The sequence below is a fragment of the Shewanella sp. SR44-4 genome, assembly GCF_014163715.1.
Classification (GTDB): Bacteria; Pseudomonadota; Gammaproteobacteria; order Enterobacterales; family Shewanellaceae; genus Shewanella.
The window spans coordinates 123,061-137,541 of record NZ_JACJDU010000007.1; the positions used below are offsets into that span (position 1 = coordinate 123,061).

A 14,481-nucleotide genomic window follows, 5' to 3' on the forward strand; every position below is an offset into this window, starting at 1 on the left:
AAAAAGAGGTTTTTAATCAATCAATATAATGTCTGCTATCGTGGTCAACTACATTGATTATATTGATGTACTAACAAACGTATGACAGTAGAATACTTAAGCTTATTGCTTCAATCTTAGTCTCTGCGGTGTAATATTTTAATCTTACCTAGAAGCGATAAGTTAAGTTCACCGAACCATTCACAGGCGCGCCGTAATAACCGATAGTGGCCAAGCTGTTAATGTATTTTTCATCGGTGAGGTTATTAATGTTAGCTCTCAGATTTAGGTCTTCAGAAATATTCCAACTTGCGAAAGCGTTAACGACTAAATAGGCATCTTGTTCTACATTAGAATCAACATTTTTGGTTTCAGATTGCCATCTGCCGCCTAATCCAACGCTTACTTCTGGCAATTGTGGGATGGTATAATCCATCGAAAAGTTAACAACGTTTCGGGCTGCCCATTCATTTGCCTCAGCGCCATCTTCATCTTCTACATCTAGCAGCGTATAAGCTAATACGGCATTGAGGTTGTCTGTTATGTGTCCAGTGACTTCAACTTCAAAGCCTTTCGATTCGACATTGGCACCTTTATAATAGTAATTTCCGTTGGCATTAAGGCCGGCGTAGCTAGCGAGGTTATTTTGCTCAGCACTAAATAGTGCAAAGGTAGCCATTAAATCATTATCAAGCCATAGGGTTTTAAGCCCAAGTTCGTAATTGACGCCTTTAGTGGGGTCTAAAAAATACCCATCGTAATCATACTGCTCTTGCGGTTGGTAAATGTCTGAATAACTGAAGTAAGTGTTGATATCCTCTGTGATGCTGTAAACCACACCAGCATAAGGGCTAAACTCGCTTTCGTCGTTGTCGATATCAACGCCGCTATTAATACCTTCGCGGGTATATTTAATCGCATTAAAGCCAGCAACTACGAATAGGCTGTCATTAATATTGAACTTAGTCGAACCATAGGCGCGAAGTAAGCTTACATCGATGTCAGAGTACTCCACTTTATCGCCCCATTCAGGCTCAGGGATCGCATTGAGATCGTAAGGGAAGGCTGGGGTTGGACCATATGCAGGAGTCGCTGCAAAATCAAATGGGTGTTGGTACATGTATTTTTTACTTTGAGAACCGCTTAACCCTAAGGTCAGTTCGTGATCTTGACCAAATAAGCCATAATGACCAATTGTGGTGATGTCCAAAATATCGGCTGAAAACTCAGTGTCGTAACGACCAGGCCAACCATTTAATCCTAAGCCTGTGTCCTTATCAATGGTTCCAGAAGCATAAAATAACTTACTTTCATCTTCTAATCCTTGATGATTATAGGCAACTTTAAGGTCCCAATCGTTAGGCATTATGTAAGTATACTCAACAAATGCGGTTGTATTGATGGTGTCCCACATAGTCCACTCTTGTGTGGTGCTAGCGCTGGTATCCCATTCAGCTTGGGTGCCGTCAGTATAGTTAAATACTAATCCGCCCCAGGTATTACCGTCTGTGTTGGCATCTTGGTATGAAAACCCTAATGTTAGCGTTGAGTTATCTGTTAATTGACCATCAACGACAGCGTAAATATAACCACGATCGTTTTCTAGGCCATCTAAGTATGATCCTTTGTCTTCTACTACCGCAACAACTCTACCAGCCCAACTACCGCTTTCTGTTAACAGGGCAGAGTAATCAGCTTGTACGCGCTTAAAGTCATCTGAGCCATATGAGATGCCTACTTCACCTTCATTTTCGTTAGTCGGGCGTTTACGCACATAATTAATGGTACCAGCAGAATTACCTATTCCGGTTAGTAGCCCGTTAGCGCCACGAATAACTTCAATTTTTTCATAACCATAAGCTTCCATTGCACCAGTGACGATCCCCCAGTCATTGGGCAAACCGACGCCATCAATTTGGGTACTTTTAATTTCAAAGCCGCGAGAAGTATATTGTGTGCGGTTTGTTTCCCATTCTTCAACATTAATACCCGTCGCAAGACGAAGTACGTCGTTAAGGTTATTGGCCCCAAAATTAGTTATCTGCTCGTTGGTAACCACACTGATTGACTGCGGTGTCTCATCAATCTCCATAGTTAACCCAGTAGCGCCTTGGCTAACGCGTTTATAACGAACACCCAAGATTTGAATTTTTTCTATGTTTTGATCATTGTTGTCAGCATTTTGTTGTTCTGCTGCAAGGGCAATGGGCTGTACTAGAAAGCCCATTGCCAAAACTAATGATGAAAGTGCAAAGGTATGTTTAGGTTTCATGTTGTGCCTTATCTGTGTCTTTTTCTAATGATGAATATTATTAACGGCGAACCATAGCGCTTATCAGACGCTAATGTTATTGCTAATGATTATCATTAGCAACCACGGCCGAGGCTAGATTGATTGAAATGTGAGCATTAACGCAAAATTTACAATTGATAATAATTATCACTCAATAGTTGTTGAGATTGGTTATCAATCGTATTAGCATGTGTGGAAAATTAATATCTATAAAGACAGCGGACAAATTTGGACATCAGATGGCAAAACGTAGTAATCGATTTTGGTTTAAGCTTCATGGCTGGTTTTCATTACCCGTATGGATAATTTTTTGTTTTGTGTGCCTTACAGGAACGATTTCAGTGATAAGCCATGAATTAACCTGGCTTACTAATCCTGACTCGAGGGCTAGTAACCCGCAAAATCTGGCAGAAAAACCGATGTCAGAACTCGTTGAAATTGTGCAACAAGCGCACCCCACAGCTAACATCACCACAGTGATGAGCTTTGAATCTTATCTGGTTAATGCGGTTATTTTTAACGATAGCGATGCGCCTTTTGCCATTGCTTATGTAAATCAATACACCGGCCAAATACAAGCAATCAATCTTGGTATGACTTTCACTAATTTTATGCGCTCCTTACACGGTTGGTTACTGTTTCCATGGCATGTTAATTACAGTGTCGGCTATTACATTGTCTGTTTTATGGCCATCGTTATGTTGGGGGCGTTGATATCTGGACTGGTGATTTATAAAAAGTTTTGGCGTTCATTTATCCAGCCTAAATTACGTATCAATCAAGGTAAAAAAACATTGCTTGCAGATTTACATCGATTGGCAGGTGTGTGGTCAATGTGGTTTTTAATGCTGATGAGTATTACCGGTTTATGGTATTTAACCCAAGCGATTTTGTGGCACAACCACATAGATTTGGAGCCACATGCACCTTTAATTGAGGCAAGCCAAGTGCCTACATCAGCAAATGATGCTCCTATTAGACCGTATACATTATCTAATGCGCTGCAAGTGGCCGAGCAAAAATTCCCAGGCTTTAAAAGTACCTACATTATGCTTCCTGAGCACCAACGAGATACTTACAAGGTGTATGGCCAGGGAGATCATATTTTCTATGACCAGTACGCTTATGGCGTGACAGTGAATCCATGGAGCGGCACCATTGAAAGTGAAAGATCGCCAGCGGCAATGACCACCTTACAAACGCTTTCGCATATTGCTGATCCACTGCATTACGGCACAATAGGCGGGCTGTGGACAAAAGTGATTTGGTTTATCTTCGGCATTTTTCTAACGGGGATGTCTATCACAGGATTTTTAATGTGGGGAAGTCGAACCGTAAAAGCCGCCAGAACCGACCTAGATGATCCGTTGGCAATGCATAACTCACAGCTAGTCGAGCAGGAAGGTAACTAATGGCCCGCATTAAAAACACCATATGGAATCGTTACAAGTATAAAATAAATGGCTTAATGTTAGTGCTAGTTTGTTATTTTCTATATCAGTCTCTATTCCCGCAATTCCCTGATGCATGGGAAACTCAAGCGGTTGGCGCTTTTGAAATAACACCTATGCCGTATAATCTTGATCCGCCATATCTTCACGATGGTACCTACACTAAAGATTTTTTATTATTGTTTAGTCAGGGGCAGGTAAACAAAATCCGTCAAGCATATTTAAATATTGGCACAGAGCCCTTACCATTAGAAACACTGCAAATGGGCGATGCAGGTATCTTGCATGGCAGTCAGCATGGACAAGAAGTTCATGCTATTGCGCCAGAAGTATTAACCGCAGAACACAAGGCTTGGTTAACCATTGAAAATTGGCAGGGGCAACAGCAAGTCATTAGCTGGAAGTTACCTGATGCATTTTATCAGTCATCAAACTAAACGATTGTAGTCTTTGGGGCAGCTTGGTTTTATCGAGCAGTTTGTCGATGTTAAATGTAATCGCATTGCATTTAACATCGTATTCTTAGGGTTTATATTCCGAAAGCTTCGCGTTCAGAAACACATTCGTATTCAGCCATTTCAAATTCACGGCAAATCAGTGGCCGAACTTCGTAAATCGAACACATCATAGTGTCTCGGTCTAGTGCTGCACACCAACCATCATCAAGTCGGCGCATCACTTCTCCGCCCCAATTATCTTTGGCTATATACACTTTAGGCACACCGGTTTCGGTTATTAACATCACTTCTAAACGGCAACAACAGGCTTGGCAATTTGAACAGGTCACAGCCGGTTGCTCTACAGAGTTTATTGTTGCGGGAGTCGATGATTTATCGGACGACTCAGGGAACATGGTAATGATATTGGTGGGCATTTAAGGGCTGCAGTTGAACATTTGGGCTAAGGATAGCGTAGATTTGTTCATGAAAGATAAATTTACTTCAAATAGAGGTGATATTTAATTTGTGATGACAACCAAATTACTCCAGTACTCAGAATTTATATTTTATTTCAACAGTTTATTTGTTATATTTTTGAGGTGAAAAGGTTGAAAGTAATGGTGAAATCAGCTGTTTACTCATTTCATTAATAAGAATAATAAGAATAATAAGAATAACAAGTCAACAAGGAGTTGTTGTGTGAAAGGATATCGACGATTGCTGCAAAGCGCATTTTGCGTGGTTTTATGTTGCGTTTCAACATTGGGTTATTGCCTAACCGAACTGAGTAAAGATGAGGGATATATTCTTGTTGCTATGAAAATTGAGCAAGGTTACGTACCGAGTCATATTACGTTAGACAGTGAAGGATGGTTGTCGGACTTAAGGTTTGAAAAACTTAAGTCAAACTATAATTACTGGCTCGTAGTGGTAGATGCAGGCAGCTACACTTGGAATCGCGTGTACCTAGGAAAACAGACTTATATTGACTTAGCGGATCAGAAGTACGTGATTAATGTTGAGGCCGGTAAAATCAATTATGCAGGCCATCTTTCAATGTATACCGAGATGAATGGCAGCTTAAATTACTTGATTGGTGGTGCTAGGTTCTATTTTAATAACAAAGCCAGCCAAGCCCTGGAATACATGGAATCTAGCTATCCTGAAGTATTGGCTCAATATAATTTGAACTACACCGGCAAAGAAAAAGACCACTTTTTTGAATATGCTAAAGCAATTGAAGGGAATCAATTATGAAGCTGATTAAATGTATTCTTATTGCATTATCGTTTTTCTCGATGACCGTCGCAGCAAGCCTTGAAGACGACTTCTTCAGAAATCCAGATGTCGTTGCACCGAAGTTAAGTCCGCAGGGGCAACATTTACTATATAAAAAACTGGTCGATAACAATTATACAGTGATACTTGCTGGCACAGATTTTAGTTGGGATACCAAGGTGATTAGTTTTAGCCAGCAATCTAGAAGGTCCATTAGTGATTTTGGCTGGTTAGGTAAAGAGTATTTTAGTGTCACGACATTTGATCGCCATTCTGGCATCCAGTTGTTGATTTACAAAGTTGATGCAGCCAATAGCGTCACTCAGGTTGCTTTACTAAAACAAACTTACTTATTTGATCCATTACTCGCGGTTGACGATATTTTTATCGCCCAGCGCTATAAAAATGGCAAAGCACATTTATTTACTATTAATGTAACTGATGATGCTTTTGAAGCGCAGTTTCGCAGTAAAAAGAGTATATCAATAGGCCCATTTCCTGAAGGATCATGGTTACTTAATCCTTTTGGTGAACCTAACGTTAATTTTATTAGCAAAGGGGGCGTAACAGAGGTTCATGTTAAAAAAGCTGACAGTCGTAAGTGGCAACAAGTTTGGCGGCAAGATGATCAAACTAAATTTATACCAGTATGGTTTGATGATGCTAAAAATGAATTATTAGTGTTATCCGAACAGCAAAATGGTTATCAAAGCTTATCTCGATATGATGTTCAGTCTAAGACTTTTACTGGTGAAGTTTACAGTCTGCCAGGGCGTGATATTGTCGGCATTATTCAAAACCCTTACGACAGCAGCATCATAGGTTACACCTATATGCTCGGTGGAGTGTTAGTTCAAAATTATGACAATAAGTTGTCAACATATACTGGTACATCTGAGGGTAAAGGAGATAAAGAAGACAATTATGTTATTCACTTTGATCAAGATTACCAAAAAATAGTGACGATTAGCCAATCGATCGATTCACCTTCTGCTTATTATTTATTCGATGCCGAAACAGGTAAAAGCCAGCTTATAGGTGAAGAGCGACCTTGGTTAAATCAATACTCATTAGGCAAAAGTTTAGTGATTAAATCGACTTCTTCCGATGGTGTTGAAATTGAATCTTATTTAACGATGCCAAGCAATTCTGCCGCTAAAGACGTCCCATTGCTTGTGATGCCTCATGGTGGACCGTTAGGTGTTAATGATACGAGACACTTTTCAGTTGATGTACATTATTTTGTTCAAAAAGGTTATGCAGTATTAACCCCAAATTATCGCGGTTCATCAGGCTTTGGCAAAAAATTTCTTAATAGTGGCAAGCGTCAATGGGGCCGACTAATAGAAGATGACATTGAGTCTGCCGTTACCAAAGTCATTGCTCGAGATGATATTGACGGCCAAAAAGTGTGTGTGTTTGGGATCAGTTATGGTGGGTACTCTGCATTAATCAGTGCTATAAGACGACCAGATTTATATAAATGTGCCATCTCTTATGCCGGTGTGACAGACATACCATTACTGTTTTCTGATCATAATATTTCTGAAAAAGATGATTCTCGGCGGGTTTTGATCGATATTCTTGGTGACCCAAATGAATCTTGGGATACCTTAATTGAGTATTCACCGGTGTATAGAATGAATGAATTATCTATTCCAATTTTTATTGCTCAAGGCGGGAGGGACCGCGTAGTCGATTCGGAACATTATTTTCGATTGAAATATGTGTTAGATAAATTAGGCAAGTCGTATGAGTCTATATTTTTTGAAAATGAAGTACATGGATTTAACTACATCATTACACAACAAGCGCTATACAATAGTATTGATAAATTCATGCAGAAAAGTTTTGCTCAAAGTGAAATCGCTTCATCCTTATAATCTTAAACAGTTAATCAAAGCCACTGTAATTCAGTGGCTTTGATTGCCCGTTAATAGTATTAAACCCTATCTGGCTCTGTAAATGAAAAACTTACGAAAAAATAGATGTTTATAATTCAACCACTTTACCAGTTAGTGCAACGCCTGCAACAATATTGCCAGCACCGCACTGGAAAGTGTCATTGCTACTAGTAAGATTGTTTTTATAATTTGATTTGATTTCAACAACAGCATTACCGCCTTCTTTAATCGCTCGCTCTTTTAGCGCGATCATTGCCGATAGAAATACCCAATGGCAAGCTTCGATATCAGATTTATTAAAAGCATTAGTCTTTTTATTAGCACTGAATTCACCGATAATTTTTACTGGCTCAGAATAAGCTTGATCACCAAAATAAAAGGCTACATTGCTGCCAAGTTTATTTTTTGCGTGTTCTGTACTCAGCGCATCTGCTACCGAATAACTGCCGACATCGTCGCGGGCATAAGAAACAGAAGGGGCAATAGCGAGTGCCAGAGATAATGCGATGATTTTGTTTTTCGTACTATTGTTTTTCATACTAAGAAACATCCTTTTAATTGGTTTGGCTTTTACGGTGAAAATCCTTTGTGCGAAGCAAAATAACATTAACTCACTGATTTTACACCTATCAATGAGAAATATTCAATTTTTCGGCAGGTGATAAAGTTGAGTAGAAACCATAAGGTATTAGCAGATGCAATCAAGTGTGTTGATATATTTGGGGTAAAATAATGTCTATGCAGTGATAAACATTGCACAAACACAAACAGTGATGGGGTCATATTTGCTTGTTCATTAACATCGCAACTTCTAGAAAATGTGGTCAACATGTGAGTGAGTAAGCCTTAGCTCATCACTTTGCCATGGCTCACGCTTAATCAGCTTCATTAAGGGTAACGCTTCACTTCCCTGTGATGGCGAGACAAAATAACATGGCTATTGCTTTGTTTATCTTATATAGAAGCGGGGAGATCGGAGATAAATGAAGCCCATAAGTTCATCAGTACGATGGCCAATGTTAATGCTGATGTGCTGACGATAATGAATTTCCTTCGCTGTCATAAAATCCTGAAGCGCTGTGTTCAATAAAACCTAAGTTGATCATTTTTCTAAAAAACGGGTCAGATTCATTATCGCCAATATCAGCAAAGTCAGTAGATTGGTACGCAGAGAATGTATCTAGCTGTTGTTGAATCATTTTGTTGTCGTATGTTACTTCGGCTAATTGCCAATTTACGGCTTTATCTGCAGATTCAGTTTTATCTGACAATGTAGTACTAATGCGTTGTACTAGTTTTTTTGCTGGAAACCACCATATATCAACCGTTTTTGTATTTTTTTGTTGTTGATAATGTTCTAGTTTATCGCAACCTTGTCCAGTAGTTTCAATGAGTGTTGACTGCTTTTGAAATAATGGATGGAGTAATTGTGCATGATATTGCCATGCTTGATTAGATATCGTTTTGGTTGCTTCATATTCAATGGCGCGTTTGTCATCGATGAAGTATGAGGTTTTTTTCATGTGATTATGTGGCAGTGTGGTCCATTGTGTTGCGACTTGTTGATTGTTGATGTGAAATACAGAATTTTGGGCTCTTAATAATACCAGTTGGTTTTGTTTGTTTGATGCTGCATCGTGAGTCGTTTGTTCAATGTTATAGGTCGCCATGAAAGCAGTTGATTGGCAAGTGTCACTTGCTGATGCAAATAACGGGAAAGTGATAGCGGTTAGTAACAATAGAGTTTTCATGTGTTTTGTCTTATTGGCTGGTCAAGTATCAAGGCGCAAGCTAAAAGTTAAAGAATAGGGGCAAGCCCCTATTCTTTATTGATGACTTTTTACTTATTTATCTCACGTTCAGGTTATTTAGCTGACTTTACTGGGGGGTACCAGAAAGATTGCCAGCGTAGTCCATCACATGGAATATTAAGCTTTGCTCGTTAGTTCCTGTAATTAAGTGAGCGCCAGGTCCTACAGCAAAAACACCAACGTCTTCACCCGCATGCGTTTCACTATCGAGTGGCACTAGCGACTCTTGGTGGAACCCTGCAGTTGATGTATCAATATCGGTTAAGTCAACGCGGCCTGTTACTGCAGCAGCTGCATAACTGGCATCGGCATCGGTTTGTGTGCCTAAATCTCTAAAGCCAAGGCCGTTGGTATAACCTACTGTGGTATAAGGCATGTCGTCTGAGGCTAAACTTGGTTCAGTCGCACCAATACCAACCACTTTACCTAAGATTGGGTTACCGCGTTTAGGGTAGCCTGCAATGGTAAATACATGGCTGTGATCAGCAGTAACAATAATTAAGGTGTCTTCTTGGCTTGTTGCATCAACCGCGACTTGCACAGCCTTAGCAAACTCAATAGCGTCATTTAGCGCGTTATAAGCATTGCCGGCATGGTGAGCATGGTCAATTCGACCAGATTCAACCGTTAAGAAGAAACCTTTGTCGTTATTATCAAGCACCTTAATGGCAGTGGCGGTCATTTCTGACAAGCTAGGTTCACCGGCAATATCATTTTTACGGTCAGCTTCGTATTGCATGTGCGATTCGTTAAATAAACCAAATACCCGCGGTGTTGTTTCAGTGTCTATAGCATTAAATGAAGTCTGGTCAAATACATAAGCACTTGTTGCGTATTGAGCTTGCCATTCGGCGGTCAAGTCACGGCCATCAGTACGGTCACCTTCAATGGTACTGACTGCGTCATTGCTGTTATATGCTACATCTTTAGGTAAAAAATGACGGCGACCACCACCCATAACCACTTCAATACCATCAACATCTACACCGGCATATCGAGCTTCTAAGTTGGCTTCAAAATTGACTAACTGTAATGCAATATCTTCACAATTAGCGCGTTCAGGGTTGTTGGCAATGTCCATATCTGAGATATCTTCCCAATTACGATCTGCTGACTTTGCATAAGTTGCAGCAGGTGTCGCGTGGGTAATACGTGCGGTAGAGATAACACCCGTTGATTTACCTGCAATCTCAGCTAATTCTAAGGCAGTGATCATCTCAATACCTTTAGTGCTAGCACAATTGCCACGAACCACATCTTCGTCAACACCTAACACGCCAGCATCTGTTTTAACGCCCGACATCATCGCTGTCATTGTTCCTGCAGAATCTGGTGTTTGTGCATCAACGTTGTAGGTTTTTGCTAAACCAGAAAATGGAAACTTATCAAAGCTTAATTGGTTTTCTTCACCCATCATGCCTTTATTCTGACCATCTAAAATACGCGCTGCGGTTACCGTTGAAACACCCATACCGTCACCAACAAATAAAATCACATTTTTAGCTGAGCCTTTAAGTGCGGTTATTTCTGCTGCGGTAGATGCAGTTGCAATCGATACGTTGGCATTGTTTGCTAATTGGCTATCAATTTTATTCCAAACATCGTCTGCCGTTTCTATTTCGGCAGCGCCTTGTTTAAACCATGAGTTATTTAAACTGGTTAATAGTTCGGTATCGTTTACTGTGGTCGCAGCAGGTGAACATACATATTGAGTTGATGTTATTTCAGACGCATCTAAAACGGTATCAGCATTTGCATCGATACCCGAGTCGATTTGCACACCACCATTGAGACAATTTGCATTACCTACCGCTAAGGGGGTTTGGGTAATTAATGCATTGGTTCCGTTAGTACCATTAGTACCATTAGTACCATTTGAGCCATCAGATCCATTGATGCCGTTAGTTCCATCGGTGCCATTGTCACCGTTATCGCCACAAGCTGATAATGCCAAAACCAAAGAAACTGTTAATGTTGATAATATAAATTTATTCATCATAAAAACCTTATAGGGTCTATTGACCAACTAAACCAAGAGCACGATTGATTAAATGGAATACAACGCTTTGTTCAACTGTACCTTGAACTAAGTGCGCACCTGGGCCTGATGTATGAATAGCCACATCTTCTCCCGCGTGAGTTTCGCTATCTAATGGCACCGTCACTTCTTGGTGATAACCAGAGGTTGTTGTATCGATTGCGGTGATGTCTTGACGGCCTGCAACGGCTTCAGCAGCATAAGATGCATCGCCATCTGTTTCAGCCCCTAAGTCTCTGAAACCAAGTCCATTGCTATACCCTAATGTGGTGTAAGGATTACCAGCTGAATCTTCGCTAGGCTCAGTCGCACCAATACCAACCACTTTACCCAAAATAGGATTACCACGTTTTGGATAGCCTGCAATGGTAAATACATGGCTGTGATCAGCCGTGACAATGATTAGTGTTTCTTCATCATTTGTTGCGTCTAATGCCGCTTGAACAGCATTTGAAAATTCAATGGCATCATTAAGCGCTGTGCTTGCACTGCCAGCATGGTGGCCATGGTCAATTCGTCCAGACTCAACCGTTAAGAAGTAACCTTTTGGATTGTTATCAAGTATTTTAATGGCTTTTTCTGTCATTTGAGACAGGCTGGGTTCGCCTGCAATATCATTGGCTCGGTCAGCTTCGTATTGCATATGCGATTCATTGAATAAAGCAAAAACACGTTCAGTGGATTCTGTATCAATGGCATCAAATCCAGTTTGGTCAATAACGTATTGACCATTTGGATACATAGCACTCCATTCTGCGGTCAAATCGCGGCCATCGGTACGGTCGCCTTCAATAGCGCTAACGGCATCGACACTATTAAATGCGGCATCTTTAGGTAAAAAATGACGACGACCACCGCCCATCACAACATCAATGCCGTCTACATCAACACCGGTGTAACGTTGTTCTAGATTTTTTTCAAAGTTAACCAGTTGTGATGCGATATCTTCGCAATCTGCACGTTCAGCATTATTGTCAATATCCATGTCTGAGATATCTTCCCAGTTACGGTCTGCTGATTTTGCATAAGTGGCGGCTGGCGTTGCGTGAGTAATACGTGCGGTTGATAGCACACCCGTCGATAAGCCTTTTATTTCGGCTAACTCTAAGGCGGTTACTACTTCATTGCCTTTGACTGAGGCACAAGTACCACGAACGACGTCTTCATCAACACCCAGAACCCCGGCGTCTGATTTTAAGCCGCTCATCATGGCTGTCATGGTGCCTGCTGAATCTGGTGTTTGTGCATCTACATTGTAAGTTTTAACCAGAGCTGAATAAGGAAATGTTTCAAAGCTTAAGTAACCTTCTTCACCAGAATTACCGGCTAATTGGCCTTTTAAAATCCGAGCTGCGGTAAGTGTGGAAATCCCCATGCCATCGCCAACAAACAAGATGACATTTTTTGCCCTTGTTGATCTTGATTGTTGTAATTTTTCTGTGATGGTTGCTTGGCCGTCTTTATACCAAGCATTATTGAGTTGTGTGTCAGTCGTTGTCGCTGCGGTTGCAGAACCTGCGTATGTTGCCGAAGACAATATACTAGCGATAACCACTGATAAGCCTTGTTTGAGCATATTCATATTACCTATGTTGTAGTTAAGTTATTTGAGAACCTGGCCATAACATAGAGGTTTACAATGAACGTTAAGTAACACTGCGATTACAATTTGATTACAAGAGCGTTTGGGTTTTATGTGTATATAATCAAGCTGCTGATTTTATTGTTATTTAATAATGATCTCTGTATTGGTGTTATTACCGAATAATAAGTTTGTTTGGTCGCTATACTACTCAATGTTCGGAATGTAATTAATAGCAACACTATGATTAAATTATATTTTATGAGTAAATAATTATAAATCCTACCGTAATCTGAGTTGAAAGAGGTTAAGTTGATTAGCTATAACAGAGGGGCATCGTTGTACTCCTACCTTGCTCGTGTGTTTATTGACTCAATCAATCGCAGCCCTACCTTATGGCAGAATAGTTGAGTAAGATGTTATTAATTAAAACTATTAAATCAGGACTGTTTGTATGGGGGAAGTTATGAGTAAAGAGATGAGTGAAGCAAATAGTGAAGTAAACAGTGACAAAATGAGTGAGTCTGCTTTAAACGCATTGAAAATCGCGTTTACCTACATGCCTAAATCAATTGAAGTGACTAAATATGAGTATGGCGACAGCTACCAAAAAATATTAGATCACATAGAAACCGTTAGGGAAATATTACTGATTAATGATGTTGATCCTGAAGAAGTTTATGGTGAAGTTAACCCTGAGAGTACGCCCAACTCAACCTATTGATTGAGTGAGTGTAGTGAATGTCTGTTAGGGCGTGATAAAAATGGATCACTTGCCTTTTTAAAACCTCATGGCCAGTAAACGGCTCTTGTTGCAAAGATATGCTTTTATATGTTTAATCCACCATGCCGACGTTTTTATTTGACGCTGCTACAGCGTCATTTTTACCTGAATTTTATGTTAATCAATACACTGTTAACAAGTAACATTTGGCGAGCATTCGTTACTCACTATTTTAGCTATGAATACTTAGCCAGTTGCTGTGGTGTAGGTTTTATGGAGTAAGTATGTTTTTAAAAAATGATGTAGAAAAACTTGAAGAGGGCTATATGCTAGCCAAACAGGCATTACCTGATATTGATAGATCTAGTGGTTATCCCAACTATCCAGCAGTTATCTCTAAATTTATGAGGGCTCTTTGTTGCCCTCCATGGGGGAAAATTGATTACGATCCTCGACAAATAAAGAATATTATGTCCAACATAACCACAGCATCTGCTGATGATCTGTGTAATGTATTAATGGATGTTAATAGGGTTGAACGTTTTGGTGATGGTCAATGGGCTGTTATTTTGGAAGGAGATCTTTTTCCTTTAGTTATCTCCCGTGCATATGAACTGACAAAAACCTAAGAATCAATAAACAAGGACAAAAACAGTTGGTTTGGATTTATGTTGTTAACTCATATAATACTAACTATTAAAATGCAGGAAATTTGCTTTAGCCATTTTTGGAAAACTGTTAAATACTAAAATCTGTGGCTGAAACTGCAGTGAATGTTGGAATTAAACGCATATAACGGTGCGTTATATTACTAAGGAAAGTATAAATGATCGCATTTAAAATCTTGTTGTTAATTCAGGGCCACCGCATGAGTGCTTAACTTTTAACCTAAGCACCAAAACCAGCCTTTAATACCGCCTCAAGCATCGATGTATTCATCATGCATCGCTTTTGTTTTCCAACGATGCTTATCTTCGTCGA

General features: G+C 39.9%; 12 protein-coding genes. 6 read left to right on the forward strand and 6 right to left on the reverse strand.

Annotated features, from left to right (window positions below; translation table 11 throughout):
- Positions 1–148: 148 nt before the first annotated feature.
- Entirely contained in the window at positions 149–2,251 is a 2,103-nt protein-coding gene (locus H5125_RS05690; protein WP_182743740.1) for a TonB-dependent siderophore receptor, read from the reverse strand.
- A 260-nt stretch (positions 2,252–2,511) separates the two neighbouring features.
- Here H5125_RS05690 and H5125_RS05695 point away from each other — a divergent pair, with 260 nt between their 5' ends.
- Together H5125_RS05695 and H5125_RS05700 are read left to right on the forward strand one after the other, a co-directional pair.
- Positions 2,512–3,684, forward strand: a complete 1,173-nt coding sequence (locus H5125_RS05695; protein WP_182743741.1) for a PepSY domain-containing protein — start codon at positions 2,512–2,514, stop codon at positions 3,682–3,684.
- Positions 3,684–4,160 carry a hypothetical protein gene (locus H5125_RS05700; protein ID WP_101087930.1) on the forward strand — a complete coding sequence of 159 codons (477 nt, stop codon included), beginning with the start codon at positions 3,684–3,686 and terminating at the stop codon, positions 4,158–4,160. The genes H5125_RS05695 and H5125_RS05700 overlap by 1 nt, the downstream gene beginning before the upstream one ends.
- A gap of 92 nt (positions 4,161–4,252) precedes the next feature.
- On the opposite strand, the gene H5125_RS05705 is transcribed toward H5125_RS05700, so the two are convergent.
- On the reverse strand, positions 4,253–4,576 hold the full coding sequence (locus H5125_RS05705) for a YkgJ family cysteine cluster protein (RefSeq protein ID WP_101088210.1): 324 nt from the start codon (positions 4,574–4,576) through the stop codon (positions 4,253–4,255).
- A gap of 286 nt (positions 4,577–4,862) precedes the next feature.
- Here H5125_RS05705 and H5125_RS05710 point away from each other — a divergent pair, with 286 nt between their 5' ends.
- Both H5125_RS05710 and H5125_RS05715 read left to right on the forward strand, forming a co-directional pair.
- A complete protein-coding gene (locus tag H5125_RS05710) occupies positions 4,863–5,420 on the forward strand; it encodes a hypothetical protein (protein WP_101087932.1) in 558 nt (185 codons plus the stop codon).
- Positions 5,417–7,324 carry a S9 family peptidase gene (locus tag H5125_RS05715; RefSeq protein WP_182743742.1) on the forward strand — a complete coding sequence of 636 codons (1,908 nt, stop codon included), beginning with the start codon at positions 5,417–5,419 and terminating at the stop codon, positions 7,322–7,324. The genes H5125_RS05710 and H5125_RS05715 overlap by 4 nt, the downstream gene beginning before the upstream one ends.
- A 109-nt stretch (positions 7,325–7,433) precedes the next feature.
- Here the strand turns inward: H5125_RS05715 and H5125_RS05720 are convergent, their stop codons facing one another.
- The 4 genes from H5125_RS05720 to H5125_RS05735 form a co-directional block, all read right to left on the reverse strand.
- Positions 7,434–7,883: an excinuclease gene (locus H5125_RS05720; RefSeq protein ID WP_101087936.1), complete on the reverse strand. Its 450-nt coding sequence runs from the start codon at positions 7,881–7,883 to the stop codon at positions 7,434–7,436.
- A gap of 481 nt (positions 7,884–8,364) precedes the next feature.
- A complete protein-coding gene (locus H5125_RS05725; RefSeq protein WP_162021952.1) occupies positions 8,365–9,096 on the reverse strand; it encodes a hypothetical protein in 732 nt (243 codons plus the stop codon).
- A gap of 127 nt (positions 9,097–9,223) precedes the next feature.
- Positions 9,224–11,152 (reverse strand): alkaline phosphatase, encoded by a 1,929-nt coding sequence (locus tag H5125_RS05730; protein WP_409085810.1) that lies wholly within the window; start codon positions 11,150–11,152, stop codon positions 9,224–9,226.
- A gap of 19 nt (positions 11,153–11,171) precedes the next feature.
- A complete protein-coding gene (locus H5125_RS05735) occupies positions 11,172–12,776 on the reverse strand; it encodes an alkaline phosphatase (RefSeq protein ID WP_182743744.1) in 1,605 nt (534 codons plus the stop codon).
- Positions 12,777–13,242: 466 nt separating this feature from the next.
- On the opposite strand from H5125_RS05735, the gene H5125_RS05740 reads away from it, so the two are divergent.
- Together H5125_RS05740 and H5125_RS05745 are read left to right on the forward strand one after the other, a co-directional pair.
- Entirely contained in the window at positions 13,243–13,500 is a 258-nt protein-coding gene (locus H5125_RS05740) for a penicillin-binding protein (protein WP_254439883.1), read from the forward strand.
- Between the two features lie 284 nt (positions 13,501–13,784).
- Positions 13,785–14,129 (forward strand): hypothetical protein, encoded by a 345-nt coding sequence (locus H5125_RS05745; RefSeq protein ID WP_162022747.1) that lies wholly within the window; start codon positions 13,785–13,787, stop codon positions 14,127–14,129.
- Positions 14,130–14,481 lie beyond the last annotated feature (352 nt).